Origin of the sequence: Falsiroseomonas ponticola (assembly GCF_016805305.1) — a bacterium.
In the GTDB taxonomy this organism is placed as follows: Bacteria; Pseudomonadota; Alphaproteobacteria; order Acetobacterales; family Acetobacteraceae; genus Falsiroseomonas; species Falsiroseomonas ponticola.
The window spans coordinates 501,719-526,404 of the sequence record NZ_JAERQN010000002.1 but is presented as its reverse complement, the minus strand read 5'-3'; the positions used below and the strand labels follow the sequence as shown (position 1 = coordinate 526,404).

The 24,686-nt window shown below is 70.8% G+C and carries 25 protein-coding genes; 2 read left to right on the top strand and 23 right to left on the bottom strand.

Going from position 1 to position 24,686, the window contains the following annotated elements; translation table 11 throughout:
* Positions 1 to 127: 127 nt before the first annotated feature.
* Positions 128 to 823: a GntR family transcriptional regulator gene (locus tag JJI54_RS09990; RefSeq protein ID WP_203072805.1), complete on the top strand. Its 696-nt coding sequence runs from the start codon at positions 128 to 130 to the stop codon at positions 821 to 823.
* Here the strand turns inward: JJI54_RS09990 and JJI54_RS09985 are convergent, their stop codons facing one another.
* The 12 genes from JJI54_RS09985 to JJI54_RS09930 all read right to left on the bottom strand — a co-directional run bounded on the left by JJI54_RS09985 (position 824) and on the right by JJI54_RS09930 (position 14,436).
* Entirely contained in the window at positions 824 to 1,651 is an 828-nt protein-coding gene (locus tag JJI54_RS09985; protein ID WP_203072804.1) for an alpha/beta fold hydrolase, read from the bottom strand.
* A complete protein-coding gene (locus JJI54_RS09980; RefSeq protein WP_203072803.1) occupies positions 1,648 to 2,619 on the bottom strand; it encodes a Bug family tripartite tricarboxylate transporter substrate binding protein in 972 nt (323 codons plus the stop codon). Before JJI54_RS09980 ends, JJI54_RS09985 begins: the two co-directional genes overlap by 4 nt.
* Complete coding sequence (locus tag JJI54_RS09975) at positions 2,616 to 4,070, bottom strand: class I adenylate-forming enzyme family protein (RefSeq protein ID WP_203072802.1); 1,455 nt, start codon at positions 4,068 to 4,070, stop codon at positions 2,616 to 2,618. The genes JJI54_RS09980 and JJI54_RS09975 overlap by 4 nt, the downstream gene beginning before the upstream one ends.
* Entirely contained in the window at positions 4,071 to 5,729 is a 1,659-nt protein-coding gene (locus JJI54_RS09970; RefSeq protein WP_203072801.1) for an alpha/beta hydrolase, read from the bottom strand.
* Positions 5,726 to 7,249 (bottom strand): FAD-binding oxidoreductase, encoded by a 1,524-nt coding sequence (locus tag JJI54_RS09965; protein ID WP_203072800.1) that lies wholly within the window; start codon positions 7,247 to 7,249, stop codon positions 5,726 to 5,728. Before JJI54_RS09965 ends, JJI54_RS09970 begins: the two co-directional genes overlap by 4 nt.
* Positions 7,246 to 8,145: an amidohydrolase family protein gene (locus JJI54_RS09960; protein WP_203072799.1), complete on the bottom strand. Its 900-nt coding sequence runs from the start codon at positions 8,143 to 8,145 to the stop codon at positions 7,246 to 7,248. The genes JJI54_RS09965 and JJI54_RS09960 overlap by 4 nt, the downstream gene beginning before the upstream one ends.
* Complete coding sequence (locus JJI54_RS09955) at positions 8,142 to 9,110, bottom strand: oligopeptide/dipeptide ABC transporter ATP-binding protein (RefSeq protein ID WP_203072798.1); 969 nt, start codon at positions 9,108 to 9,110, stop codon at positions 8,142 to 8,144. Before JJI54_RS09955 ends, JJI54_RS09960 begins: the two co-directional genes overlap by 4 nt.
* Positions 9,107 to 10,084 carry an ABC transporter ATP-binding protein gene (locus JJI54_RS09950; RefSeq protein WP_203072797.1) on the bottom strand — a complete coding sequence of 326 codons (978 nt, stop codon included), beginning with the start codon at positions 10,082 to 10,084 and terminating at the stop codon, positions 9,107 to 9,109. The genes JJI54_RS09955 and JJI54_RS09950 overlap by 4 nt, the downstream gene beginning before the upstream one ends.
* The gene (locus JJI54_RS09945; RefSeq protein WP_203072796.1) at positions 10,081 to 10,941 is read right to left on the bottom strand and encodes an ABC transporter permease; all 861 of its coding nucleotides are present in this window, start codon (positions 10,939 to 10,941) and stop codon (positions 10,081 to 10,083) included. Before JJI54_RS09945 ends, JJI54_RS09950 begins: the two co-directional genes overlap by 4 nt.
* Positions 10,938 to 11,948 (bottom strand): ABC transporter permease, encoded by a 1,011-nt coding sequence (locus JJI54_RS09940; RefSeq protein ID WP_203072795.1) that lies wholly within the window; start codon positions 11,946 to 11,948, stop codon positions 10,938 to 10,940. The genes JJI54_RS09945 and JJI54_RS09940 overlap by 4 nt, the downstream gene beginning before the upstream one ends.
* Positions 11,945 to 13,519: an ABC transporter substrate-binding protein gene (locus JJI54_RS09935; RefSeq protein ID WP_203072794.1), complete on the bottom strand. Its 1,575-nt coding sequence runs from the start codon at positions 13,517 to 13,519 to the stop codon at positions 11,945 to 11,947. The genes JJI54_RS09940 and JJI54_RS09935 overlap by 4 nt, the downstream gene beginning before the upstream one ends.
* A 77-nt stretch (positions 13,520 to 13,596) precedes the next feature.
* On the bottom strand, positions 13,597 to 14,436 hold the full coding sequence (locus JJI54_RS09930; protein WP_203072793.1) for a cupin domain-containing protein: 840 nt from the start codon (positions 14,434 to 14,436) through the stop codon (positions 13,597 to 13,599).
* An 84-nt stretch (positions 14,437 to 14,520) separates the two neighbouring features.
* Between JJI54_RS09930 and JJI54_RS09925 the strand changes: the two genes are divergently transcribed.
* Positions 14,521 to 16,065 carry a class I adenylate-forming enzyme family protein gene (locus JJI54_RS09925; protein WP_203072792.1) on the top strand — a complete coding sequence of 515 codons (1,545 nt, stop codon included), beginning with the start codon at positions 14,521 to 14,523 and terminating at the stop codon, positions 16,063 to 16,065.
* On the opposite strand, the gene soxA is transcribed toward JJI54_RS09925, so the two are convergent.
* The 11 genes from soxA to JJI54_RS09870 form a co-directional block, all read right to left on the bottom strand.
* Positions 16,055 to 16,777: a sulfur oxidation c-type cytochrome SoxA gene (gene soxA / locus JJI54_RS09920; RefSeq protein ID WP_226381596.1), complete on the bottom strand. Its 723-nt coding sequence runs from the start codon at positions 16,775 to 16,777 to the stop codon at positions 16,055 to 16,057. The genes JJI54_RS09925 and soxA overlap by 11 nt on opposite strands.
* The gene (gene soxZ / locus JJI54_RS09915) at positions 16,774 to 17,094 is read right to left on the bottom strand and encodes a thiosulfate oxidation carrier complex protein SoxZ (RefSeq protein ID WP_203072791.1); all 321 of its coding nucleotides are present in this window, start codon (positions 17,092 to 17,094) and stop codon (positions 16,774 to 16,776) included. The genes soxA and soxZ overlap by 4 nt, the downstream gene beginning before the upstream one ends.
* A 4-nt stretch (positions 17,095 to 17,098) precedes the next feature.
* Entirely contained in the window at positions 17,099 to 17,539 is a 441-nt protein-coding gene (locus tag JJI54_RS09910; RefSeq protein ID WP_203072790.1) for a SoxY-related AACIE arm protein, read from the bottom strand.
* A complete protein-coding gene (gene soxX / locus JJI54_RS09905) occupies positions 17,536 to 17,976 on the bottom strand; it encodes a sulfur oxidation c-type cytochrome SoxX (protein WP_203072789.1) in 441 nt (146 codons plus the stop codon). The genes JJI54_RS09910 and soxX overlap by 4 nt, the downstream gene beginning before the upstream one ends.
* Positions 17,963 to 19,201: an NAD(P)/FAD-dependent oxidoreductase gene (locus tag JJI54_RS09900; RefSeq protein ID WP_226381595.1), complete on the bottom strand. Its 1,239-nt coding sequence runs from the start codon at positions 19,199 to 19,201 to the stop codon at positions 17,963 to 17,965. Before JJI54_RS09900 ends, soxX begins: the two co-directional genes overlap by 14 nt.
* Positions 19,198 to 19,464, bottom strand: a complete 267-nt coding sequence (locus JJI54_RS09895; protein ID WP_318987481.1) for a c-type cytochrome — start codon at positions 19,462 to 19,464, stop codon at positions 19,198 to 19,200. Before JJI54_RS09895 ends, JJI54_RS09900 begins: the two co-directional genes overlap by 4 nt.
* Positions 19,461 to 21,668, bottom strand: a complete 2,208-nt coding sequence (locus JJI54_RS09890; protein WP_203072788.1) for a xanthine dehydrogenase family protein molybdopterin-binding subunit — start codon at positions 21,666 to 21,668, stop codon at positions 19,461 to 19,463. Before JJI54_RS09890 ends, JJI54_RS09895 begins: the two co-directional genes overlap by 4 nt.
* A 14-nt stretch (positions 21,669 to 21,682) precedes the next feature.
* Positions 21,683 to 22,147 carry a (2Fe-2S)-binding protein gene (locus JJI54_RS09885; RefSeq protein ID WP_203072787.1) on the bottom strand — a complete coding sequence of 155 codons (465 nt, stop codon included), beginning with the start codon at positions 22,145 to 22,147 and terminating at the stop codon, positions 21,683 to 21,685.
* 125 nt (positions 22,148 to 22,272) lie between these two features.
* A complete protein-coding gene (locus JJI54_RS09880; protein WP_203072786.1) occupies positions 22,273 to 23,613 on the bottom strand; it encodes a tetratricopeptide repeat protein in 1,341 nt (446 codons plus the stop codon).
* A 41-nt stretch (positions 23,614 to 23,654) separates the two neighbouring features.
* Entirely contained in the window at positions 23,655 to 24,335 is a 681-nt protein-coding gene (locus tag JJI54_RS09875) for an SDR family NAD(P)-dependent oxidoreductase (RefSeq protein WP_203072785.1), read from the bottom strand.
* Positions 24,336 to 24,346: 11 nt separating this feature from the next.
* Positions 24,347 to 24,676, bottom strand: coding sequence for a YnfA family protein (locus JJI54_RS09870; RefSeq protein WP_203072938.1), 330 nt, complete (start codon positions 24,674 to 24,676; stop codon positions 24,347 to 24,349).
* Positions 24,677 to 24,686: the final 10 nt, after the last annotated feature.

Below are 24,686 nucleotides of genomic sequence, written 5' to 3'. Positions count from 1 at the left end.
TCTGGGATGGTATTGGGATACAAGTGTGGCCGACAAGGGCGGCCGCCGGCCCAGCCATGATTTGCCGTCGATTCTTATCTGGCATACAGATTGACTCGCGAAGGCGGCCAGGGATGACGGACGGGCAATGACACGGGGCAAGGGCGTCAGCGGGGAAGCACCACGAAGCCTGCGGGAGCAGGCCTATGACGCGATCAAGCAGGGCATCCTGGACAGCCGCTACGCCCCCGGCGCGCTGCTGAGCGAGAACCAGCTGGCCGATGAGCTGGCCATCAGCCGCACGCCGATCCGCGAAGCGCTGCGCGAATTGGCGACCGGCGGGCTGGTGCGCATCCTGCCCCAGCGCGGCATCATCGTCTCCGAACTCTCGGTGCAGGACATCGTGGAGGTCTATCAGCTGCGGGAGCAGCTGGAAGGCTTCGCGGTGCGGATCGCCGCCGAACGCATGGGCCCCGCGGATGCGGAGGCGCTGCGCGCGGATCATCGGGAGGCCGTGTCCCACATGCAGGCGGGGCGGCTGCGCGCGGCCTATGATTTCTCCGTGCTGATGCACAGCCGGATCATCGGCCTGGCCGGCAATTCGCGCCTCGCCGCCTTCATGGGGCAGCTCGGGGACCAGGTGCATCGCTTCGGCCTGCTGACGCTGCGGCATGGGCGCGTGGAGCGCGCGCTGCTGGAGCATGGCCACATCATCGATGCGCTGGTCTCCGGCAAGGCGGAGGAGGCGGAGCAGCTGATGCGCCTGCACCTGCGCGCGGATCGCGACGTGGCGCTGCGCGTGGTGCTGCCCGCCGGCGTGATGCAGCCAGAACCGGCTTCCTGATCAGCCGCGGTCGTAGAAGGCCTGGAAGGCGGCGACGGTTTCCGCGAAGGCCTTCGGGTTGCCGGTGCCGTTGGTGACCAGCGGCTCCGCCTGCGGCATCAGGGCGCGGACGCGGTCGAAGTATTCGAACAGCATGTCGCTGCGCGCGCAGGCCAGCAGCGTCGGCACCGTCACCAGCCTCAGCCGCGGTTCCTTGTCGTAGCCGATCGCGGCGTTGTAGCTGAGGTGATAGGTCCGCGCGGATTTCAGCACCTCCACCACCTTCTCGTGCAGCTCCTCGGCGGAGGGCAGGCCGAGCGGCCTTCGATGCGCGGCATCCCGCTTGTACCAGGGCCAGAAGAGGTAGGCGTCCCGCACGAAGTTCCAGATCCAGCCGAGCTGCGATCCGTTCTGGTCCAGCGTCACGCCCGGCGCGTAATGCACCAGCATGTCGGCGCGCTCCTCCGGCGCGTAGAGCGAGACGCCATCCAGCACCAGGCGGCGCACGCGATGCGGCGCGGCGATCGCGATCTCCACGGCGATGTTCGCGCCGGTGTGGCTGCCATAGAGGTCGAAGCGATCGAGCCCCAGCGCGTCCAGCGCGCGCAGATGGGCATCGGCGAAATAGGCGATGGTGGTGTCCTTCGTGCCGGGCACGCAGGAATCGCCGTTGCCGAGCGTGTCGCAGGCGATGGTGCGGCGGTGCCGGCCGAACGCCGCGATCAGCGGTTCCAGCAGCTTCGCCGACCCCGGCGAGGCATGCATCATCACCAGCGGCACGCCGCCCTGCCCGGCCGTGCGGTAATGCACCTGGCCTTCCGCGATCTCCGTGAAGCCGCGGCGGATCATTCGGCGCGCAGCCCCGTCGCGCGCTGCAGTTCCTGCATGCGCAGCAGGGCCGCGGCGATCTTCTGCGCGAATTGCGCGGGGCTCGTGCCCTCGATCTCCAGCCCGGCCTCGACCAGGCGCGCGCTGACATCGGGGGCGCGCAAAGCGGCCACGAATTCCGTGTGCAGGCGATCGATGATCGGCGCCGGCGTGCCGGCGGGCATGTGGACGCCGTACCAGGAATTCATCTCGAAGCCCGGATAGGTCTCCGCCATCGCCGGCACATCCGGTAGGCGGCTGCTGCGGCCGAGCGTCGTCACCGCCAGCGGGCGAAGCTGGCCCGACTGGATGAAGCCCATCACCGCGCCGATGTTCCAGAAGCCCATGTCGATGCGGCCCGCGAGCATGTCCGTGATGGGCTGCGTCGATCCGGTATAGGGCACGTGCAGCAGGTTGATGCCGGCGGCGCGCATGAACATCTCGCCCGCCAGATGCGTGGTGCTGGCGGGGCCGATGGAGCCGAAGTTCAGGCCGGGATTCGACGACCGCGCGACGTTCACCAGCTCCGCCACGCTGTTCGCCGCGATGCCGGGCCGGATGACGAAGACGAGGCCGGAGGAGACGAGCTGCGTCACCGGGATGAAGTCGCGGATCGGGTCATAGGGCACGGCGCGGAAGGCCGGCGTGATGGCGTTGGGGCCGGCCTGGGAGAAGAGCACGGTGTAGCCATCCGGCGCCGCGCGCGCGACGGAGGCGACGGCCAGCGTGCCGCCCGCGCCGGGCCGCGTTTCCAGCACCACGGGCTGGCCGAGCGCCTGGCTCACCTTCTCGATGATCGGGCGGGCGATCAGGTCCGCGGGGCCGCCCGGCGGCCAGGGGCTGATGAAGCGGATGGGGCGCGCCGGCCAGGCGCCCTGCGCCAGCGCGGGTGCCGCGAGGGAAGCGAGCGAGGCGCCGAGCAGCAGGCGGCGCGGGATGGCCTGGTTCATGATCGGGCTCCTGGGTTCAGCAGCGTCAGCAGTTCCGCCTTCACCACCTTGCCACCGGCATTGCGCGGCAGCTCGGCCAGGCGATGGATGATTGTCGGCACCTTGTAGGGCGCCAGCGCGGCGCGGCAGCGGGCCCGCAGATCCTCGTCTCGGACGTCGTCATCGGCGACGATGAAGGCGGCGACCTCCTCCCCCATCTCCCGCGATGGCGCGCCGGTGACGGCGGCGTCGCGGATGCCGGGATGCTCGCGCAGCACACGCTCGATGTCCTGCGGGTAGATGTTCACGCCGCCGCGGATGATCATGTCCTTGGCGCGGCCATGCAGATAGAGGAAGCCTTCCTCGTCGAGGCGCGCGAGGTCGCCGGGGTAGAACCACCCATCGCGGAAGGCGTCGCCATCCTCGGCGCGCCAGTAGCCGCGGGCGGAGGCCGGGCTGCGATAGCGCAGGCGGCCGATGGTGCCGGCGGGCTGCGGGATGTGGTGCTCATCCACGATCTCGACCTCCACGCGGAAGCCGGGGCGGCCGACGCTGTCGGGATGGCGTTCGCAGTCACTGGGCGTGAGGATGGAGACGCCGCCGCCCTCGGTCGAGGAATAGAATTCGAAGAGGTTCGGCGTCAGCCGCGTGCGGATGGCGATGCGTTCCTCCGGATGCAGGGCGGAGCCGGAGGAGATGAGGACGCGCAGCGTCGGGAAGGCGAGCGGTGCCGGATTCTCGTCCAGCAGGCGCCGGATCATGGTCGGCACGAGGAACAGCACCGTGCCGCCGATCTCGGCGAGATGCGCGGAAAGCGCGCCGACCTTCGTGCGCGGCGAGAGGACGGAGATGGTGGCGCCGGCGAAGAGCATGGCGAGGTTGAAGGCGCGGCCTCCGCCGAAATAGAGCGGCGTGGCGGAGACATAAACGTCCTGCGCGTTCAGCCCCATGTTCAGCCAATAGACCATGAAGCGCGCCTCGAACTGCCGATGCGTCGCGCGCGGGCCCTTGGGCAGGCCGGTGGTGCCGGAGGAGAGCGAGAGCACCAGCGGGCTGTCATCCGTGATGGCGGCGTCGTGCCAGGGCGTGTCGGAGGGCGTGATCCATCCGGGGACGAGGCCCTGCCAGGCGCTGCCCGCCAGCGCGGGATCATCGGCTTCCAGCAGCACGATGTCCGGCGCGAAGGCCTGCACGAAGCGGCGCTTCTCCTCCGCCTGCCAGCGGCAATCCATCGGCAGGATTACGGCGCCAAGCCGCGCCAGCGCGATCATCGCGACCACATGCTCCGCATGGTCGCCAAGGCCGAGGCCCACCAGCATCTCCCGCCGCACGCCGCGGGCGAGCAGCGCGTGGCAGGCGCCATCGATCATCCGGTCGAGCGTCGCGTAGTCGATGCGCCGGTCGCCATCGATGATGGCGGTCTTGTCCGGCCGCGTGCGGCGATGCAGGCGGAAGATCGCGTCAAAGGGCATCTAGCGGGACAGCGCCGAGCGGATGGCGGCGACGCGATCCGCGATCGTGTCACCGAAGCGGTGGATCGTCGCATCGGGCCGCACCGCCGCCGCATCCGGCAGGCATTGCACGAAGAGGTCCGATTCAGCCGCCAGCAGCGCGACGCGATGCGGCAGCGCGGCCAGGCGTTCCGGCAGCGGCCAGGCGATGGCGGCCTGCCAGGCGGGGGCGAAGCGGTGCGGGTTCTTGGCCTGCTCGCGGATCTCCGTCTGCAGGCGCTCGGGCTCGATGCGCGGTTCGACGGCACGCGCGTTCGCCAGGCGCCGATCCCACCAGGGAAACCACAGCCCCATGTCGCGGCGCATATGCCACATCTTCAGCAGATGCGATCCGTCCCAGCTTGGCGTGACATCCGGCGCCCACCGATCCGCCCATGCGGCGCGCAGCCTGGCGGGCAGCGCGATGGGCGCATCGAGCAGCACGGACAGCGCGCGATCCGGCCGAGCGTCGGCTGCGGCGACAACGGTCGCGGCGCCGCTGTTGTGGCCGAGCAGATGGGCCTGCGCGACGCCGAGCGCATCGCAGACCTGCCACAGCGTCGCGGCCCAGGCTTCCGGCGTCTGCGTGGGCGCGTCATCGCTCTCGCCATGGCCCGGCGGGTCGAAGCTGATGGCGGGGATATCGAGCGCGCGCAGCAGATCCTCATACAGCGCCGAGGATCCCGGCACATGCGGCGCGATCACCAGCGGCGGCGCGGCGTGGATGTCCCCCATCACGCGCACCAGCACCTGGGAATCGCCGATGGTCAGGTAGTTGGTGGTGCTGCGGCCCGCGATGGGGGTCGCCGTCGGCGGTGGCGGCGGCTCGCCCCGCGCGGGATGGCGCAGCAGGATCTGCCGCTCCACGGCCGCGGCCGCCAGCGGGTCGCGCGGCATCTCCTCCTGCCAGGCGCTCGCGGGATATTGCGCCATGGTGCGGTGCTGGCTGTCGCCGGGGCGGTTGCCGAAGCAGACGGGCACGCGGAGTTCGGGCAGCACCTCCAGCCCCCGATGCCGGAAGGCGGCGCTGTAGCCGATGCGGTAGCCATCGCCGGCTTCCAGCAATTCCAGCACGCCACGGTGGTTGAATTCCGTGTCCGGCGCATCGGTATCCGCGCGGAAGGCGAGGGTCTGGTTGTGCCAGGGCCAGAAGACGTGCTGGTCGCGGTAGCGGTACCAGAGCCAGACGAGGTGGCTGCCATCCCAGGACGGCACGATGGGCAGGAGGTACTTCGACAGCCGCTCCTGCGCCGCCTTCACGGAGAAGACCGGAAAGCCATCGGTCAGCGCCATGGAACAGCGATCGGGAAAGCGCCGCGCGTATTCGACGGCGATGGAGGCGCCGGTGTGGCGGCCATAGGTCGCGGCCTCCTCCACGCCCATCGCGGCCAGCGCCTCCGCCAGCCCATCCGCGAAATCCTCGATCTCCGGCTGTTCCAGCGGCAGCAGGTCGGAAAGGCCGAAGCCGGGCGTGTCGAAGGCAAGCGCGGTGAAGGATCCCGCGAAGACGGATTGCGGATCGCGCAGCACCTTGGCGGAACAGGGCGAGGCATGCAGCAGGCAGACGGCCGGGCCCGCGCCGGCGCGGGTGTAGTGCACGCGGCGCTGGCCCACGGTCAGGAAGTGCTTGGTGATCCTCATGGCGTTTCCTCCCGCAGCAGCGCGCCCGGATTCATGCGGCGATGCGGGTCCAGCATCGCCTTCACCTGGCGCAGCAGCGCCGCGCCTTCCGGCGTCATGCGCTCCGCCAGCGCGTAGTGGCGGCCGATCTGCGCGTGAACGGCGCCATGCGCATCCATCACCGCTGCCAGGGCCTTCCGTGCGTCCCGCACGATGGCGCGGGCCGTGGGGTTGGCGGGGAAGGCGCCGAAGCGGGCGCGGTTCTTGTCGCTGAGATGCTGCAGGTGCAGCGGGTCCAGCGCATCCCGCCAGTAGAACATTGGCTCGATCGTCACATAGGCGCCGAGCGAGGAGATGATGTGGCTGACGCTGATCCCGTGCTCCGCGAGGTGCAGCGACGGCAGCCGCGCCTCCAGCGCCGCGAGGCAGGCCTGGGCGGTGCCGAGCGGCAGCATGCCATGCACGGGCACCCAGCGTTCGCCATCGGGGCCGACGAAGCCGCGGATGGAGTAGGGCCGGGCGCGCAGCGCGCGGGGGATGGCGGCATCCGTCTCCCGCCCCCCGGCGGCCAGCGCGATGGCGCGCGCGGCGGTGATGCCGGCCTCGGCGGCGGCGATGGTCACGCCCTCGGCCGTCAGGTGCAGGGTCCAGGCGGGATCGGCCAGCTTCGCGCGCGCCAGGCCCGCGACGTCGCGCATGGCCTGCATGACGGAGCCTGCACGCGCGGCGACGGCGGCGGCGGTGCGCAGTGCCTCTCCCGCCTCCACCTTCGTCGCGGACCGCCCGCGCACCGGGTCCATGGCCAGCGCACGCGCCACCAGGCCCTTCTGCGCGATGCTGACGAGCGCGCCCATCATCGCGGCCCCATCCTCGAACGCGAAGGAGGCGAAGGCGGCCTCGCGTTCCGCTGTCAGACGCAGCGCGATCTCCGTCTTCACACCGAAGGCGCCGCAATCCCCAAGGAAAAGGCCGGTCAGGTCCGGGCCCATGTTGCGCCAGAAGCGTGGCTCCTCGCGCATCGCCAGCGCGCCGGTGCGCGCCACGCTGCCATCGGCCAGCACCACGGCAAGCCCGAGGATGCCGTCCATGCTGCCCGGCAGGTTCTGCGCGGCGACGCCGCCGACGGTGCTGGCGGCACCGGAAATGGGCGAGGCCTGGGCGGCGCGCAGGCCATGCGGCGCCAGCGCCTCCGCCAGCTTCTGCCAGGTGGTGCCGGCGCCGACGATGGCGGTGAGGTTGGCGGCATCGATGCGGATGGCATCAAGCCGTGCGGTATCCACCACCACAGCGGGCGTCGTGGGCACGACACCCGCTGTGTAGGACAACCCCGCCCCGCGCGGCACGACGGGCGCGCCGTGCTGCGCCACGATCCGCAGCGCGGCGGCGCATTCCTCCGTGCTGCCAGGCCGGATCACCAGCAGCGCCGGCGCGGCATCCGGCCATTCGAAGAGGTCGGAGGCGGCGAGCGCGCAGGCGGCCGCATCGGTCGCGACATGCGCCTCGCCGAGCAGCTCGCGCAGCGCCGCCGCCAGCCCGCTCATGCCGGCTTGTCGGCCAGCTTGAAGATGTTGATGGCGTTGTTGCGCAGGATCTTCTTCAGCGGCTCCGGCCGGAAGTTCAGCTCGTGCATCTCCTTCATCGCGCGTTCCGGGTCGATGACGGCCCAGTCGGTGCCGAAGAGGAATTTGTCCTGCCCATAGGTGTTGGCGTAGTGCACGGCCTGCGGCGGCCAGTGCTTCGGCGCATAGGCGTCGCCGGCCATGTACACGTTCGGATGCTTGGTGCAGCAGGAGATCATCTCATCCGTCCAGGGATAGCCGAGATGGATGCCGATGATGGTCAGCTCCGGGAAATGGATCGCGACCTTGTCGAGGGTCATCGGGCGGCCGACGGAAGGCAGGCGGCGATCCTGCTGATAGACCAGGCAGTGGCCGACCTGCATCATGATCGGCACCTCCAGCTCCGCGCAGCGGGCGTAGTAGGGGTAGTAGATCGCGCTGTCCGGCGCCTCCCCGAACCAGTGCGGATAGAGGTGCCCGCCGACGAAGCCGTATTCCTTGATGGCGACGTCGAGTTCCTTCAGGCCCTTGATGCCGCGCGTCGGATCGATGCCGGCGAGGCCGCTGAAGCGGTCCGGATACTTCGCGCAGATGTCGCGCACCCATTCATAGGGAATCTCGATGGAGCCCTTCACGCGGAGGTCGCCGCAGCGCACGGCGATGAGGAAGGAACGCTCGATGCCCGCCGCATCCATCTTGCGGAGATAGTCCTCGATCGAGACGCCGCGGCGATCCTCCGCCCTGGTGCGCACCTGTTCGCGGAAGCGGCCATCGGTGGGGATGCGACCTTCCGCGAAGGCTTCCGGCGTGAAGACGTTCACCACGATGTCGATGGCGCCATAGCCCGTTTTCGTGGCGGCGGGGTTGAAGACGGTCATGCGCGTTCCTCGACAGGATCGATGATGTTGGTGCCATCGGCGATGCGGAGACAGGCGGCGCTGTGGCCGGCCTCCAGCGCAATGGCGGGGGGTGGGGCCGCGGCGCAGGCGGGCAGCGCGACGGGGCAGCGCCCGGCGAAGAAGCAGCCGGGCGGCAGGTTGATGGGCGAGGGAATCTCGCCCGTCACCTCATGCCGCCGCAGCGCCACGGCGGGATCGGGCGGCAGATGCGCGGAGAGCAGCACCTGGGTGTAGGGATGCGCGGGGTTGTCGAACAGCGTCGCGGCGGATGCCTGTTCCACGATGCGGCCGAGATAGAGGACGATGACGCGGTGGGAGACGAGGCGAACCGTCTCCAGGTCATGGCTGATGAACAGCATCGCGATCCCCGTCTCCCGCTGCAGCTCATCCAGCAATTGCAGGATGCCGGCGCGGACGGAGAGATCGAGCGAGGAGGTCGGCTCATCCAGCACGACCAGCTTCGGGCGATTGGCGATGGCGCGGGCGATGGAGACGCGCTGCAGCTGCCCGCCCGAGAGTTCATGCGGATAGCGCGACAGTGACGCCGCGGGCAGGCGCACGCGATCCGCCAGGCGTCGCGCCTCCGCGAGGCGCGCGGTGCTGTCGAGGGTGGTGTGCAGCGCCAGCGGTTCCTCCAGCAGGCGACCGATGGTCATGCGCGGGTTGAGCGAGCCCCAGGGATCCTGGAAGACGATCTGCAGCCGCGCGCGCAGCTTCCGCAGCGCGGCCGGCGCCAGGCGGGTGATGTCCTCGCCCTCGAACAGGATGGTGCCGCCGGTCGGCGCCAGCAGCCGGGTGACGAGAAGGCCGATGGTGGATTTGCCGGAGCCGGATTCACCGACAAGCCCGAGCGTCTCCCCCGCCGCGATGGAGAAGGAGACGTCGTTCACCGCCTTCACGCCACCGGGGAAGCGATGCAGGAGGTTGCGGACATCGAGGATCATGCGGCCTGCTCCGCATAGTGGCAGGCGGCGCCATGCGTGCCGTCCAGCGCGATGCGCGGCGGGGGCGCCAGGCAGGCCGTGGTCGCGCGCGGGCAGCGGTCGCGATAGAGGCAGCCGCTCGGCAGGTCATAGAGGTCGGGCGGCGTGCCGCCGGTGACGGTGTAGCCGAGCTGCGCGATGCGGCCCGGCGTGCTGGCGATCAGCGCCTGGGTGTAGGGATGGGCAGGGCGCGCGAAGACCTGCGCGACGGGGCCATCCTCCACGATGCGGCCGGCGAACATCACCGCGACGCGCTGGCAGTAATGCGCGACCACGCCGAGGTCATGCGTGATGACGAGCGCGCCCAGATTGCGCGCGCGCACCAGGTCCCGCAGCGTATCGAGCACCTGCGCCTGCACCGTGACGTCGAGGCCCGTGGTCGGCTCATCCGCGATGACCAGCGCCGGTTCGTTCACCAGCGCCATCGCGATCAGCACGCGCTGCGCCATGCCGCCGGAGAGCTCGTGTGGCCAGGCCTGCATGCGGCGCGCGGGGTCAGGGATGCGCACGGCAGCGAGCATCGCCTCCGCCCGCGCCCGCGCCTCCGTGCGGCTCGCCGTGCCGTGCACGCGCTGCATGCGCACCAGCTGGTCGCCGATGCGCTTCAACGGATCCAGCGAGGTGAGCGTCGACTGCACCACCATCGCCATCCGCCTTCCCCGGATCCTCTCGAGCTCGCGATCGGACATGGCCAGGATGTCCTGGCCCTCGAAGCGGATGGCGCCCCGCGGGATGCGGGCCGGCGCGCGCAGCAGGCCCATGGCGGCGAGCGCGGTCAGCGACTTGCCCGCGCCGGTCTCGCCGACCAGGCCCACCACCTCCCCCGCATCGACGGTGAAGGAGACGCCGTTGAGCGCTCGGGCGACACGCACGCGGTTGTCGAGGCCGCGGGCCGCGAACTCCACATGCAGGTCCTCGACCTCCAGCAGCCTCACTTGCCGGTCGCCCGGCGCTTGGGGTCGAGAAGGTCGGAGAGGCCATCGCCCGCCAGGTTGAGCCCGAGCACCATCGCGATGAGTGCCAGGCCCGGGAAGAGCGCGACCCACCATTCGCCGGAGATCACATATTCCGCGCCCTGCCGGATCATCGCGCCCCATTCCGGCGCCGGCGCCTGCACGCCGATGCCGATGAAGGCCAGCGTGGCGGAGATGCGCACCGCCCAGGCCATGCGCAGCGGGAGTTGCGCGGTGGCGCCGAGGATGGCGTTGGGCAGGATGTGCACCAGCAGCACGCGCCATTCCGGGTTGCCCGCGGCGACCGCAGCGCGGACGAAGGTGGCGTTGCGCAGCGCCAGCACCTCCGCCCGCACGATGCGGGCGAAGATCGGGCTGTCCAGGAAGCCGACCACCAGGATCACGTTGAGAAAACCCTGTCCCGTGGCGGCGACGATGGCGAGTGCGAGGATGATGGTCGGGAAGGCGCGCAGCACGTCCAGCACGCGCAGCAGCACCTCATCCACCCAGCCCCCGCGCCAGCCCGCGATCAGGCCGAGCGGGATGCCGACCACCGCCATGATGGCGCCGGCGGGCAGCGCGATGCCGAAGGCGTAGCGCGCGCCATGGATGACACGGGACAGCACATCCATCCCGTTGCCATCGGTGCCGAGGATGAAAGGGCCGCTGCCCGGCGGCTTCAGCGTCTCATAGGGGTGCGAGAGCGTCGGCGGCAGCGGCGCGATGACGTCGGCGAAGGCGGCCAGCAGCGCGAAGACCAGGATGACGCCGAAGCCCACCGCGAAGGTGGGGCTGCGCCGCGCGGTGCCGGCGATGCGGTCGAGGGTCGTCGCACTCATGCCCGCGCCCGCGGCTCGAGCAGCAGGACGATGAGATCGACCAGCGCGAAGACGATGACGGAGGCGATGGCCAGCGTCAGCACATAGCCCTGCACCGCCGCGAAATCGCCCAGCAGGATGGCGTTCAGCCCCCAATGGCCGAGCCCGCCCCAGGCGAAGACGAATTCGATCAGGCTCGCCGCCGCCAGCAGGGACGTGAATTCCGACCCCACGAAGGTGATGACGGGAACGAGGGCAGCGCGCAGCGCGATGCGGCGGATGACGCGGCGGGGGAAGCCGCAGGCGCGGGCGTAGCGGATGTAGTCGCTGCCCATCACCTCGATCGCGATGGCGCGGGTGTGCTTGATGATGGGCGCGGTGGCGACGATGGCGAAGCAGCCGACGGGCAGGACGAGCTGCGAGGCGGCGGACCAGGCAGCCTCTCCATTCCCGGCCAGGATGCTGTCGATCAGCACCGATCCCGTCACGACCGGCGGCGGCGTCACCATCATGGAGACGCGCCCCATCGGCGCCGGCGCCCAGCCCAGCAGGAAGAAGAAGATGAAGATCGCCATCAGGCCGAGCCAATAGGTCGGCAGCGAGAAGCCGAAGAGCGAGCCGAAACGGGATAGCTGGTCGAACCAGCCATTCGGCCGTTCGGCGGCGTGCAGGCCGAGCGGCACGCCGACCAGCGCGCCGATGCCGACGGCCAGCGTCACCAGTTCCAGCGTGGCGGGCAGATGCGCCGCGATCTCCTTCGTCACCGCGGCGTTGCCCTGCCAGGACATGCCCAGGTCCCCCTGCACCAGGCGCGTGAGGTAGGCCCAGAACTGCGTCAGCAGCGGCTGGTCCAGCATCAGCTCCGCCCGGATGCGCGCCAGCATCGGCGCATCCGCCATCGGCCCCGCCAGCATCGCCACCGGGTCCTGGTCCCCGATGCGGACCAGCATGAAGGTGAGGAACAGGATGCCGAGCAGGACCGGCACCGCCACCAGCAGGCGCCGCAGCAGGAAGCGCGAAACGCTCACCGCCGGCAGGCCAGGTCCTTCCAGACCAGGCGGTTATGCGGCCGCCACATGAAGCCCTCCATGCAGGCGGCGAAGACCTCATGCGTGCCGGGCAGGAAGGTCTCGACGAAGGTGGCGCTTTCCGCCTGGCTGCGCTGCGCCCGCGCGACGATGTCGAGCCACTTCGCGTCATCCCGCTCGCTGACCGAGGCATCGATCAGCGCATCGAGTTCCGCGTTGTTGTTGCCGTTCACGTTGGAGCCGCCGCGCGAATGCGCGGTGAGGAACATGTTGTAGGAGGGATCGGGCACGAAGGAGGAGGTCAGGTGCGTCATGAAGGGCAGCGACCAGACATTCACGGCGCGGCGCGCGGTGATCTCGGTCGCCGGGATGCGGCGCGGCGTCACGCGGATGCCGGCGCGCGCCAGGCTCGCCTGCATCTGCAGCGCCAGCGGCTCCTCCCACCACCAATTGGTGCTGTATTCCAGCGTGACGTCGAGGCCGTTGGGATGCCCCGCCTCCGCCAGCAGCGCGCGGGCGCGGTCGTAGTCCGTCTCATAGGTATAGGCATCGACCGCGCCGGGGATGGGCGGGTTGAGCATGGAGCGGCTGCGCGTGCCGAGGCCGAGGAATACCGCCTCCCCGATCGCGCGATAGTCGGTGGCATAGGCGACGGCCTGGCGGACGCGCAGATCGGTGAAGGGCGCGATGCGCGGGTTCATCCGCACCGTGGCGCTGCCAGGCGCCGCCACGCTTTCCACGCGGACATTGCGGTCGCGCCGCAGATCCGCGATCTGCTGCAGCGGCAGCTGCTCGGCGTATTGCACCTGCCCCGTGCGCACCAGCGCGACGCGCGTGGCCGGGGACGGCACTTCCCGCCACACGATGCGGCTGTAGAAGGGGCGGTCGAACTGGTAGCCGCGGTTCAGCACGAAGACGGCCTGCTGGCCCGCCGTCACGCTCTCCACGTGATAGGGCCCGAAGCCCGCGGTGTTGGAGCCGAGCCAGCGCGCGGCGAAGGGATCCTCCGGCGTCGCGTGCCTCTTCGCCTCCGTGCTGTCGAACAGCGCGGGGATGTGCAGGGTGAGCACGCTAAGGAAGATGCGGTTCGCTTCCTTCAGCCGGAAGCGGACCTCGAAGCGGGAGATTTCCTCCACGCTCTCGATCAGCGCGACGTTGCGGATGAAGAGGCCGGTGCGGCGCTGGGCGTTCGATTTCTCGAAGGTCCAGACGACATCGGCGGCGGTCAGCTCATTGCCGAAATGGCTGCGCATGCCGGGGCGGATGCGGAAGACGTACTCCTTCCCGTCCTCCGACACCGTCCAGGATTCCGCGAGATGCGGCTCCACGCGGCCGGGATCGACCTCCGTGCGGCCACCCTCGCCACGGCGCGTGGCGAAGCGCGTCAGCCCCTCATAGACATTGACCGAGGCCTCGATCTGGCCAGGCACCCAGATATCGGGGTCGAAGCCGCGGGGCGTGGAGACCATGGCCATGACCATGGTGCGGTCCTGCGCCGTGGCAGGCGGCGCGAGGCCGATCAGCGCTGCAAGCGCGGCGGTGGCGACCAGCAGTCGGCGGGGGCTCGGCATGGCGTGGTCTCGCCCATTTCGGTTGTTCGGACAACGCTAACGTCCAGCTTGCATCCCAGTCAACGCCCGATACGCGGTCAGTAGCGTTCCGGCCGCGGCCAGGGCTTCGCCATGAGCGGCGCGAGGTCCGGCGGCAGCACGGGCTTGTGCGCGGGCTTCCAGGTGAAGGGCTGGTCGGGGTCTTCCCAATCCGTGGTCTGCGGCCCGCCGATGCTGCGGAACAGCAGCAGCGTGCCGGTCGGCGATCCGTAGGGCGCGTGCTTGAAGAAGGGCGGCCGCCAGCAATAGGCGCCGGCCTGCATGGTGCCGAGGTCCCCGGCCAGCTCGCCGGCGATCAGGAAGAATTCCTGCACCACCGGGTGGCGTTCGCTGCGCTCGCCCTGGCGGAAGGCGATGGTCGCCGTCAGGTAGGTGATCTCCCCCGTATCGGGGTCCGTGCGCAGGCGGCGCATGCGCGCGGTGCTGGCCATGGATTGCAGGCCCATGGCGGCGAAGTCGCCATCCCAGATGTTGTCGGTGGCGGCGAGGCGCCGGACCAGGCGGCGTTCGTCGAAGGCGCGTCCCTGCCCGCCCGGCGTCGCGACGGGCGTGGCGGAGAAGAAGGTCAGCACCGCCGCGCCGGTCGCTGAGGCAAATCCGCTGCGCGGCATGTCCTTCGGCAGATGCGCATAGGTGTGTTCGCCGTATTCGACGCCATCGATCGTGATGTTGCCGTCCAGCACCCAGAATTCCTCATCCGCCGCCAGCCATTCCGGCCCGCGCGCGAAGCCGGCGGGGTAGCGGATGATGCAGGAGAGCGCGCCGGTCTCGTCATCGCGCGAGAGAATCTTCGCATCGGCGCCTTCGCGCGCGGCGATCGCATCGCGCTGCCACGGCAGGGCCTGCGCCTGGATCCATTCGATATGCGGACGTGCCATGTATGGCATCGCGCACCCGCGCGCCCGCGCTGTCAAGGCGGCACGGATTGACAGCGCGCGCGCGCGGCCCCGATCCTTCGCGCCATGCCCGATTTCACGCGACGCGGCGCCGCGCGCCACATGCTCATCTCCGACGGCATCCGTGCTTCCGCGGGGCGCACGCCGGACAAGGTGGCGATGCGGGAAAGCGGGCGGTCGCTGAGCTATGCGCGGCTGGTCGATCGCATCGCGCGCGTGGCCAACCTGGTGCATGCGGGGCTCGGCCTGCGGCATGGGGAACGCGCGGCGGTCTTCTCCGCCAACTGCCTCGAATACATGGAGATCGTCTGCGGCATGGCGGAAGCGGGCGTCGCCGCCGCCACCATCGGCCCCGCCGCGGCGCCGCCCGAGATCCGCTTCATCGTCGAGGATAGCGGCGCCCGCGTGATGTTCGTGTCCGCGGCGCTGGAGGAGGTGGCGCGCGCGGCCGCACCCTCCGTCGAGCGCTTCATCGTCATCGGCCCGGCCTATGAGGCGCTGCTGGCGGAGGCCTCGGCGGGCCCCTGCCCCGTGGAGGTCACGGAGCACGACATCTTCTCCGTCCCCTATACCTCCGGCGCCACGGGGCGGCCGAAGGGCGTGCAGCTGTCGCATCGCGGCCGCGTGCTGTCGGGCTATGCGATGGCGGCGGAGCATGGCTGCTACACGCCGCAGGACCGCGCCGTCGCCACCACGCCGATGTTCCATGGCGCGGGCTTCCTGATGGCGCTGACGCCGATCTGGTTCGGCGGCCAGGTGGAGATCCTGCCGCGCTTCGACATCGACAGCCTGATGGGCACCATCACCAGCTTCCAGGCGACCAGCGCCTATATCGTGCCGGCGCATTTCGCAGCCCTCTTCGCGCTGCCGGAGCAGAAGCGGGCGCAATGGGACATGCGGTCGATGAAGGCCGCCATCAGCGGCACGGCGCCGCTGCCGCAGGCGACCAAGGAACGCATCGTCGCCTATTTCGGCGAGGGCAAGCTGTTCGAGCGCTACGGCACGACGGAGACGTCCATCGCCACCTCGCTCGGCCCGCGCGACCAGCTGCGCAAGCAGGCCTGCGTCGGCCTTCCCTACCCCGCGACGCAGGTGAGGATCTGCGACGGGGACGGCAATGAAGTGGCGCTGGGCGAGGTCGGGGAACTCTGGGTCTCCTCCCCCTACATGTTCTCGGGCTACCTCAATTTGCCGGAGGCGACGGCGGCCGGCACGCGGGGCGACTGGTTCGTCACCGGCGACTTGGCGCGGCAGGATGAGGAAGGCTTCGTCTATCTCGTGGACCGCAAGAACGACATGGTCATCAGCGGCGGCGAGAACATCTATCCGCGGGAGGTGGAGGAGGTGATCCTGGCGCATCCCGCCGCCGCCGAATGCGGCGTGACCGGTGCACCCCATCCCTATTTCGGGGAAGCCGTGACCGCCTTCGTCGTGCTGCGCCCGGGCATGCATGTCGATGCCGCCACGCTGACATCGCTGTGCCGGGAGAAGCTGTCCCGCTACAAGGTGCCGAAGGAAATCCGCTTCGTGGAGAGCCTGCCGCGCAACAGCATGGGCAAGGTGCTGCGGCGCGAATTGCGCGCGCGGCTGATCGCGGAGTCTAAGGCCTGACTGCCGGAGTCTCGATGGCCATCCCCGCGGCGCGGTCATTGAGGAACAGTTCCAGCGCGACGTATTCGGCCGCGCCATAGGCGAAGGGCTCCGACCGCACGCCCGTCATGCAGCCGCGCAGCCGCCGTTGCAGCGAGCCGAGCCCCTGCCATTCCAGGCGATACAGCGGATAGCCCGTGGGATGTGCCTGTGGGATCACGCTGCCCGCCAGCCGTCGCCCCGCATGGTCGTCATGGCATTGCACGCAGGAGAGGTCGAGCTGGCCGCGGCGTTCGCCGTACAGCGCGCGCCCCTGCGCCAGCGCCGGCGCCAGGCGCGGGTCCGTCGGCCGGCTGATCGGCAATCCGCGTGACTGATGCGCGACATAGGCGGTCAGCGCCAGCAGCGCCTGGCTCTCCCGCGCCGGCGGCGCCGCGCGCTGGTGGCGCTCCACGCAGGCGGCGATGCGGCCCGCGAGGTCGATCGGCGCGCCCGTCGCCTCGTCCCAGGCGGGGTAGCGGGTCGCAACGCCGCGCATGGAGGCCTCGCTGTGGCAGGCGGCGCAGTCGCGGTTGAAGCGTTCCTCGCCCTCCGCCACCCAGAGCATGCCGGGGTTCCGCAGATCGTCGCGCTGCATGGCCTGGGTTTCCCGCGCCATGTCCTCGAAGCCCGAGCGCCGGTCCTGCGCGGCAGCGGGCAGCGCCAGCAGCAGCAGCGCGAGCGCGCGCCTCATGTCACCTCGATCAGGCGCGTCTCCGTCTGCGCGAAGCCGTTGTCGCCTTCCCAGGTCATCGTCACCGTGCCGGACTGCGTCGCGACGGTGGTGAACGAAAGAAAGGGATTGGCGGCGATCGCGGGGGAGAGGTCCGCGCTGAAGACCACGGCGCCGTCATAGCTGCAGGTGAAGCGGCGGATGATGTCTCGCGGCATCACCTCCCCCTGCGCATTGGGGCGATAGCCCGTTTCCATCGTGTGCTGGATCAGCGTGCGGATGGTGATGATGTCGCCGCGCTTCGCGCTGCGCGGCACGTTGATGAGGACGCGGGCCATGGGCTCAACCCTCGATGCAGGCGGCGAGCGTGACCACGACCTGCGCGCGGTCCGACCAGAAGCTGCCATCGGACAGCGCGGCCACCGCGAGCAGCGTCTGCGACGTCGCCAGCCGGATATGGGTGGAGAGCAGCGCGCGCCCGGCGCGGGGGCCGAGCTGCGCGGTGATGACATGCGGCTGCGGGTTGCGTTCGTTGAAGACGGCGATGGCGCGGACGTGGTCGGCCTCCGTCATCGGGCTGTCCACGATGACGGAGAGCGGCACGGTGTTGCCGTTCTCCACCAGCGGCGAGATGTCGAGCGCGACGCGGCCCGGCGTGACGGGCGCGCCGCCGGTGAAGCCGCGCACGGCCTCCGCCATGGCTTCCGGCGTGGCATCGGCCTGGCGGGGCAGCAGCAGCAGGGCGGGTGCCGCCAGCAGCAGGCGGCGTGTCGGCGCGATCATCGCGTCGGTTCCTCGCGAAGGGTGAGAAGATAGGCGATCACGTCCTCGATCTCCTGCGCCGCCAGGATGGGGCGGCCGCGCTGGGCGGGGGCGACGCGGTGCAGGCCCTCGGTCCGGTAGTAGGAAGGCATGATGCTGTCCGGGTTCAAGCGCTTGCCATCCACCAGGCGCAGCCGGAGTTCGGCGGCGGACCAGCGGAGGCCCGCGCCATCCAGCGGCGGCGCGAGGTTGCCCTGGAAACGCTCCTCCGGGATCGGGCCGCTGTGGCACAGCAGGCAGAGGCCGCGCGTGCGGTCGGCGACGATGGCGCGGCCGCGCGCGGGGTCGCCGGGGGTGGCGGTCAGCGGCGCTTCATCGGCGCAAGCGGGGCCGCCGGCCAGGATGGCACAGAGTGCGACCAGCCTGAGCGCAACCAGCCTGGCGCTACCCGAACACATCGGCCGTGATCGTCGCGAACCAATCCTCGGCGTAGCGCGCCTCGGCTTCGCGGACCGATGCGGGTGCATCCAGGGCGCTGGTGCCGCCCGCGCCGGGCACATCCGTCAGCAGGCCGTTCGCGGGCTGGTACACTCCCGCGACGGAGATCCCGTATTCCGGCGCCACCAGGCTGTAGCAGGTGTTGAGCAGCTTCGGCGCCGGCACCGCGCGCCCGGCCAGCAGCGCCGCCATGGCCGCGGCGGCGACCCGGGCCTGGGCGTTGGCGGCGAAGGCGGATTTCGGCATGGCGCCGGCGATGATCGCATCCCCGATCACATGCACGCCCGGCACCAGGCGCGATTCGAAGCTGGCGGGATCGACGGGGCACCAGCCGGACCGGTCCGCGACGCCGGCGACCTGCGCGATGGCGCCGGCGCGCTGCGGGGGGATGACGTTCACCACCGCGCCCTGCTGGCTGCCGAAATCCGTCGTCACGGTGCGGGTCCGCGCATCGACCGCCGTCACCCGCCCGCCCATGGCCAGCGGGACGTATTCCAGCAGGCCCGGATACAGCGCGGCCCAGGCGGCCTCGAACAGCCGCTGCTTGCTGAAGACGTCCTTCGCATCCAGCACCAGCAGCTTCGACCGCGGTTTTGTCGACTTCAGGAAATGGGCGATGAGCGAGGCACGCTCATACGGCCCTGGCGGGCAGCGATAGGGGTTGGGCGGCACCACCATCACGACGGTGCCGCCATCCGCCATGGCGCGCAGTTGCGCCGCCAGCAATTCCGTCTGCGGGCCGGCCTGCCAGGCATGGGGCATGACCTCGGCAGCGGCCTCGTCATAGCCGGGCAGCGCGTCGAAGCGGATCTCGATGCCGGGGGAGAGCAACGCGCGGTCGAAGGGCAGCACCGTGCCATCGGCCAGCGTCACGCGCTTCGCCTGCGCATCGATGCCGACAGCGCGCTGGTGAATCGTCGAAATGCCTTCCGCCCGCAGCGCGTCATAGCCGAAGCGCTGCGCCCCCATGCCGCGCAGCCCGGCGATGACGGCGTTGCTGAAGGGGCAGGCGGTGTAGGTGGCATTCGCCTCCACCAGCGTGGTCGCGATGCCGGCGCGGGCGAGCGCGCGGGCGGCGGTGGCGCCGCCGAAGCCGCCGCCGACCACCACCACGCGCGGCCGCGCCTGCGCCAGCACCGGCGCGGGCAGCAGCGCGGCGGCTAGCGCGCGGCGCCCGATCCTCATCGCACGATCCAGGCGGCGATGGCCTGGCTCTCTTCCTCGGTGAAGCCGCGCGCCAGCCGGTCCATCACGGTCGCGGGGCGCCTGCCCTCCCGGAACTCGCGCATCGCCGCCGCCACCGCCGCCGCATCCCGCCCGCGCAGCGTGGGGATGGCGGCGTCGCTCCGCACCGGCGAATGGCAGCCGAGGCAGGTGGAGGCGCCCGCCGGCGCCTCCTGCGCATAGGCTGGCGCCGCCATCAGCAGCGCCAGCGCGAAGGCCCTCACGTCCGGCGCAGATCCGCCTGCTGCAAGGGAAGCTGGCGGATGCGCTTGCCGGTGGCGGCGAAGATCGCGTTCAGCACGGCGGGCGCCGCGACCGCAATCGTCGGTTCGCCGACGCCGCCCCAGAAGCCGCCGGAGGGCAGCACGATCGTCTCCACCTTCGGCATGTCCACCATCCGCATCACGGGGTAGCTGTCGAAGTTGGTCTGCTCGATCCTGCCGTCCTTCACCGTGCATTCGCCGTAGAGCGCGGCGGAGAGGCCATAGACGAAGCTGCCCTCCACCTGGGCTGCGATCTGCTGCGGGTTGACGGCGTAGCCCGGATCCGTCGCGGCGATGATGCGATGCACCTTCACCTCCCCCGCAGCGGTCACGGAGACCTCGGCGCAGGCGGCGACATAGCTGCCGAAGCCGTGCGTGACGGACAGGCCGCGATGCACCGCCATCCCGTTCACGGCGGCGGCCGGCGTGCCCCAGCCCGCGCGTTCCGCGACGGCGTTCAGCACGGCCAGGTGCTTCGGGTGGTTCGCCATCAGGGACCGGCGCAGCGCCAGCGGGTCCCTGCCCGTGGCATGCGCCACCTCATCGATGAAGCATTCCAGGTAGATGGCGTTCTGGTTCAAATTCACGCCGCGCCAGAAGCCCGGCGGCACATGCGGGTTGCGCATGGCGTGGTCGATCAGCAGGTTCGGGAAGCTGTAGCCGATATCGGCCTCTCCCCCGCTGGCATTCAGCCCCTGGAAGACCACGGGGTCGCGGCCATCCCGGATGTTCTGCGGGAAGATGCCGGCGACGATGGACTGGCCGCTGATGCGCATGTGCAGGCCGGTGATGTTGCCCTGCGCGTCGAGCCCCGCCGTCAGCTTGCACATGGTCACGGGGTGGAAGCGGCCCTGGAGCATGTCCTCCTCCCGCGTCCAGACCAGCTTGATGGGCGTGCCGGGCATCTGCTTCGCGATGTCCACGACCTGGCGCACCCAGTCATGCACCGCGCCGCGCCGGCCGAAGCCGCCGCCGAGGTGGATCTTGTGCACCTCGCAGCGCGCGGGCGGCAGGCCGGCGGCTTCCGCCGCCGCGGCATGCGCCGCTTCGCCATTCTGGGTCGGTGTCCAGACCTCGCAGCGTTCGGGGGTCCAGATGGCGGTGGCGTTCATCACCTCCATGCAGGCGTGGTTCTGGTGGGGATAGCCATAGACGGCCTCCACCTTCCGCGCCGCGCCCGCGATGGCGGCGGCGGCATCGCCGTTGCGGTTGCCGACCGCCGCCTGGGGCGCGTCGAAGCCCGCCACCATCACCTCGCGGAAGGCGGCGGAGGAGGCGTTGGCGTGCTGGCCCTCGTTCCAGGTGATCTTCACGGCGTCGAGCGCCTTCTTCGCGCGCCACCAGGTATCCGCCACCACGGCGACGGCATTGTCCCCCACGCGCAGCACGCGCTTCACGCCGGGCATGCGCTCAGCCTCCGCGCTGTCCACCGCGGCGATGGTGCCGCCGAAGACCGGGCAGGCATGGATGGCGGCGTTCAGCATCCCCGGCAGCTTCAGGTCCATGCCATAGACCTGGCTGCCATTCAGCTTGGCGCGGGTGTCGAGCCGCGCGACGGGCTGGCCGATCAGCTTCCAGTCGCGCGGGTCCTTCAGCGGCACGTCGGCGGCGGCCGGGGCCGGCAGGCGCATGGCGGCGGCGGCCTGGGCGCCATAGGTGGTGGTGCGGCCGCTGGGCGCATGGGTGATGATGCTGTTGGCCGCGCGGCATTCCGCGGCGGGCACGCCCCAGGCATTGGCGGCGGCCTGCACCAGCATCATCCGCGCCGCGGCGCCGCCCCGGCGGACATAGTCGTGGCTGTCACGGATGCCGCGGCTGCCGCCGGTGGACATGTTCCCCCAGACGCGGCCGCGCGCCAGGTTCTGGCCCGGCGTCGGGTATTCCGTGGTGACCTTGGCCCAGTCGCATTCCAGCTCCTCGGCCACCATCTGGGCGAGGCCCGTCAGCGTGCCCTGCCCCATTTCCGACCGCGCGATGCGGATGATGACGGTGTCGTCGGGCTGGACGACGACCCAGGCATTGATCTCCGGCGTTGCGGGAGCGGCGGCGCCTTGCGCCAGCGCCTTGGTCGGCGCGGGGAAGCGGAAGCCGAAGGTGAAGGCGCCGGCGGCGGCAACGGCCGTGCCCAGCAGGCGGCGGCGGGACGGCCTGGTGATGGCGTTCATGGTCCGCGCCCCCCTCAGCCGGCCGCGCCGGCGGTGCCGGCGGCGCGCTGGATGCCGGCCAGCACGCGGTTGTAGGTGCCGCAGCGGCAGATGTTGGTCACCTCGTCGCGGATCTGCTGCTCGGTCGGGCGGGGCGTCGCGGCCAGCAGGGCGGCGGCGGCCATGATCATGCCGGACTGGCAGAAGCCGCATTGCGGCACGTCCAGCGCCAGCCAGGCCTGCTGGACCGGGTGGCTGCTGTCGGGCGACAGGCCCTCGATCGTCACGATCTTCTGGTTCTCGTCGAAGGCGGAGACCGGCATGGCGCAGGACCGCGTGGCGACGCCATCCACATGCACGGTGCAGGCGCCGCATTGCGCGATGCCGCAGCCATATTTGGTGCCGGTGAGTTCAAGCTGTTCGCGCAGCACCCAGAGCAGGGGGGTGTCGTCCTCCACCTGCACCTCGATCACGCGCCCGTTCACGTTGAGCTTGGCCATCCCGTTTCTCCCACCCGGCCGGGAACATGTCCCGGCTTGTTGGAAGAATCCGTATCAGCGGGCGTGGCGCGGGACAACAACTTCCGGCTGTGGGAGGGGCCGAAAGCAAGGATGTTCCGCAGGCGTCAGAAAGGCACCGCCAGCGCGGCCTCCGCATAGCCGATGCGCCGGGCGGGGGAGAGGCTGTAGCGCCCCGCCGCCCGTTCCAGCGCCAGCCGCACATCCTCCGCGCTGCCCGCCTTCATCGCGGCATCGAGGAAGAGCTGTTCCAGCACATCCTGCTGCGCATGGCTGCCGCCGAGGCGATGCAGCGCGCCCAGCGCCGGGCGCAGCACGGCCACGGCCTCGGCGAAGCGGCCCTCCCCATGCAGCATCACCGCCTGGCAGGCCGGCAGGGCGGCGTCGCGCAGGATGGCGGCGTGGTGGGTGTTCGCGCGGCCCGCCTCGGCCAGCGCCTCCAGCAGCCGGTTCGCGGCCTCGCGGCGGCCGGTCGCCATCAGCGCCATCATCCAATGCGGCTGGGTGAAGGCGGAGAGCGTGTCGCCGATCCGCGCCTCCGCCTTCTCCGCCAGCTCCCCCCAGCGGTCGCCGGGGTCGAGGCCCCGCAGCTGCAGCCGGAACAGCATGGAGGCCGCGTTCTGCATGTCGATGTAGAGGTCGGGCTGCGCCAGGGTGACCTTGCTCCCGAGGTTGCGGAAGCGCGTGTCGTAGAGGTCGAGCACCGCGCCGAATTCCCGGCGTTCCATGTGGAACATCGCCTGGTGCCACCAGAGGTGGTGCATCAGGTTGTTGCCGCCATCCCAATGCGGCTCCAGGCTCCGGATCCAGTCCAGCCCCTCCGTCCGGCGGCCCTGCATCTCCAGCACATGCGCCACGCCATGCGCGGCCCAGAGGTCCCCGGCATCCATCGCCACGGCCTGGCGGCCGGCCTGCTCGGCGATGAGGTAGTCGCCGCATTCCTCATGCGCGAAGCAGCGGCAGGCCAGCACGCTGCCGAAGCCCGGGATGGCCGCGGACCAGCGCGGCATCACGCCGTCCACCGCCGCCAGCATCCGGCCGGGCTCGCCCATCCAGAAGGCGGAGAAATGGTGCAGGCGGAAGGCGAGGAGGTCATGCGGATGCTCCGCGATGATCTGCTCCCACACCGAGAGCGCGCCTTCCGGCCTTCCCTCCGCCCATTCGCGCAGCGCGGCCATGTGGGCGCGTTCGCGCGGGTTGGCGGGCAGCGCCTCCGCCGCCGCCACGGCGGCCAGCGCGCGCGGCGCCATGGCGCGGTCATAGGCCATCATGGCGAAGCAGCCCGAGAGGACCTGGCCGAGCGGCGCCGTCGGGTCGAGCGCACGGAACGCCTTGAGGCGCAGGCCCGTGTCGAAGCGATATTTGAGAAAGCCGTCGATGACGTGGTCGAAGGCGCGGGCGGCGGCGTCGGAGGCGACGGTGATCGCCTGGCCCTGGGCGTCCTGCATGGTCGGCTTCCTTCCTCGTTCCGGCGACGGTAGCGCGGCGGTCAGAACGTCTCCACCCAGGGGCGCAGCTCGATCTCGGCCGCCCAGGCGCTGCGGGGCTGGCGGATGGCGTGCAGCGCCGCCTCGGCGATCGCATCGGGGTCGATGAGGGTATCGGCGCCGGGGTCGGGGCGGCGCTCGCTGCGGATGCCGCCATCGACGACGATATGGACGATGTGAATGCCCTGCGGGTGCAACTCCCGCGCCAGCGCCTGCCCCAGCCCGCGCAGCGCGAATTTCCCCATCGCGAAGGGGGCGGAGCGCGCGAATCCTTTGACGCCCGCGGAGGCGCCGGTCAGCAGGATGGTGCCGCGGCCGCGCGGCAGCATGTGCCGCGCCGCCTGCTGCGCGACGAGGAAGGCGCCGAAGGCGCAGACCTCCATCGTGCGGCGGACATCCTCGGGATCGAGATCGATGGTCGGGCCGCGGACGCGGAAGCTGGCGTTGTAGAGCACCACCTCGGCCTCCGCGGCCTCCGGCTCCTGGAACAGCGCGGCGACCTGCGCGGGGTCGCTGGCGTCGCATTCATGCAGCGTGGCGTGCGTCTCGGCCGCCAGGGCCGCGAGCTTGCCGGTGTTCCGGGCGGCCAGCGCCACGCGGTACCCCTCCCCCGCCAGCTTGCGGGCGAGGCTGGCGGAGAAGCCGGGGCCGGTGCCGACGATCAGGGCGCGGGGGGTGGGCATGGGGGTCTTCCTCAGCCGGTGGGGCGTGGCGCGAGCAGGATGATGGCGGCGCCGGCCAGGCAGAAGGCAAGCCCGACCAGGTCCCAGCGATCCGGCCGCGCGCCCTCCACCGCCCACATCCAGCCGAGCGAGGCGGCGATGTAGATGCCGCCATAGGCGGCGAAGGCGCGGCCGGCGAAGGCGGCGTCGATGCGCGTCAGCAGCCAGGCGAAGAGCGCGAGGGAGAGCAGCCCCGGCAGCAGCCACCAGGCGCTGCGGCCTTCCCGCAGCACCGCCCAGGCGGCGAAGCAGCCGGCGATCTCCGCCAGCGCCGCCAGGGCGTAGAGCGCGATCGCGCTCAGTCGATCGTCT

Excerpts from the sequence above, each read along its gene's own strand:
- JJI54_RS09875 (WP_203072785.1), bottom strand. The coding sequence starts at position 24,335 with ATGCCCACCCCCCGCGCCCTGATCGTCGGCACCGGCCCCGGCTTCTCC.
- JJI54_RS09930 (WP_203072793.1), bottom strand. The coding sequence starts at position 14,436 with ATGGCACGTCCGCATATCGAATGGATCCAGGCGCAGGCCCTGCCGTGG.
- JJI54_RS09890 (WP_203072788.1), bottom strand. The coding sequence starts at position 21,668 with ATGAACGCCATCACCAGGCCGTCCCGCCGCCGCCTGCTGGGCACGGCC.
- soxZ (WP_203072791.1), bottom strand. The coding sequence starts at position 17,094 with ATGGCCCGCGTCCTCATCAACGTGCCGCGCAGCGCGAAGCGCGGCGAC.
- JJI54_RS09975 (WP_203072802.1), bottom strand. The coding sequence starts at position 4,070 with ATGCCCTTTGACGCGATCTTCCGCCTGCATCGCCGCACGCGGCCGGAC.
- JJI54_RS09935 (WP_203072794.1), bottom strand. The coding sequence starts at position 13,519 with ATGCCGAGCCCCCGCCGACTGCTGGTCGCCACCGCCGCGCTTGCAGCG.
- JJI54_RS09900 (WP_226381595.1), bottom strand. The coding sequence starts at position 19,201 with ATGAGGATCGGGCGCCGCGCGCTAGCCGCCGCGCTGCTGCCCGCGCCG.
- soxA (WP_226381596.1), bottom strand. The coding sequence starts at position 16,777 with ATGAGGCGCGCGCTCGCGCTGCTGCTGCTGGCGCTGCCCGCTGCCGCG.
- JJI54_RS09990 (WP_203072805.1), top strand. The coding sequence starts at position 128 with ATGACACGGGGCAAGGGCGTCAGCGGGGAAGCACCACGAAGCCTGCGG.
- JJI54_RS09910 (WP_203072790.1), bottom strand. The coding sequence starts at position 17,539 with ATGATCGCGCCGACACGCCGCCTGCTGCTGGCGGCACCCGCCCTGCTG.
- soxX (WP_203072789.1), bottom strand. The coding sequence starts at position 17,976 with ATGTGTTCGGGTAGCGCCAGGCTGGTTGCGCTCAGGCTGGTCGCACTC.
- JJI54_RS09985 (WP_203072804.1), bottom strand. The coding sequence starts at position 1,651 with ATGATCCGCCGCGGCTTCACGGAGATCGCGGAAGGCCAGGTGCATTAC.
- JJI54_RS09970 (WP_203072801.1), bottom strand. The coding sequence starts at position 5,729 with ATGAGGATCACCAAGCACTTCCTGACCGTGGGCCAGCGCCGCGTGCAC.
- JJI54_RS09885 (WP_203072787.1), bottom strand. The coding sequence starts at position 22,147 with ATGGCCAAGCTCAACGTGAACGGGCGCGTGATCGAGGTGCAGGTGGAG.
- JJI54_RS09960 (WP_203072799.1), bottom strand. The coding sequence starts at position 8,145 with ATGACCGTCTTCAACCCCGCCGCCACGAAAACGGGCTATGGCGCCATC.
- JJI54_RS09980 (WP_203072803.1), bottom strand. The coding sequence starts at position 2,619 with ATGAACCAGGCCATCCCGCGCCGCCTGCTGCTCGGCGCCTCGCTCGCT.
- JJI54_RS09955 (WP_203072798.1), bottom strand. The coding sequence starts at position 9,110 with ATGATCCTCGATGTCCGCAACCTCCTGCATCGCTTCCCCGGTGGCGTG.
- JJI54_RS09965 (WP_203072800.1), bottom strand. The coding sequence starts at position 7,249 with ATGAGCGGGCTGGCGGCGGCGCTGCGCGAGCTGCTCGGCGAGGCGCAT.
- JJI54_RS09945 (WP_203072796.1), bottom strand. The coding sequence starts at position 10,941 with ATGAGTGCGACGACCCTCGACCGCATCGCCGGCACCGCGCGGCGCAGC.
- JJI54_RS09925 (WP_203072792.1), top strand. The coding sequence starts at position 14,521 with ATGCCCGATTTCACGCGACGCGGCGCCGCGCGCCACATGCTCATCTCC.
- JJI54_RS09880 (WP_203072786.1), bottom strand. The coding sequence starts at position 23,613 with ATGCAGGACGCCCAGGGCCAGGCGATCACCGTCGCCTCCGACGCCGCC.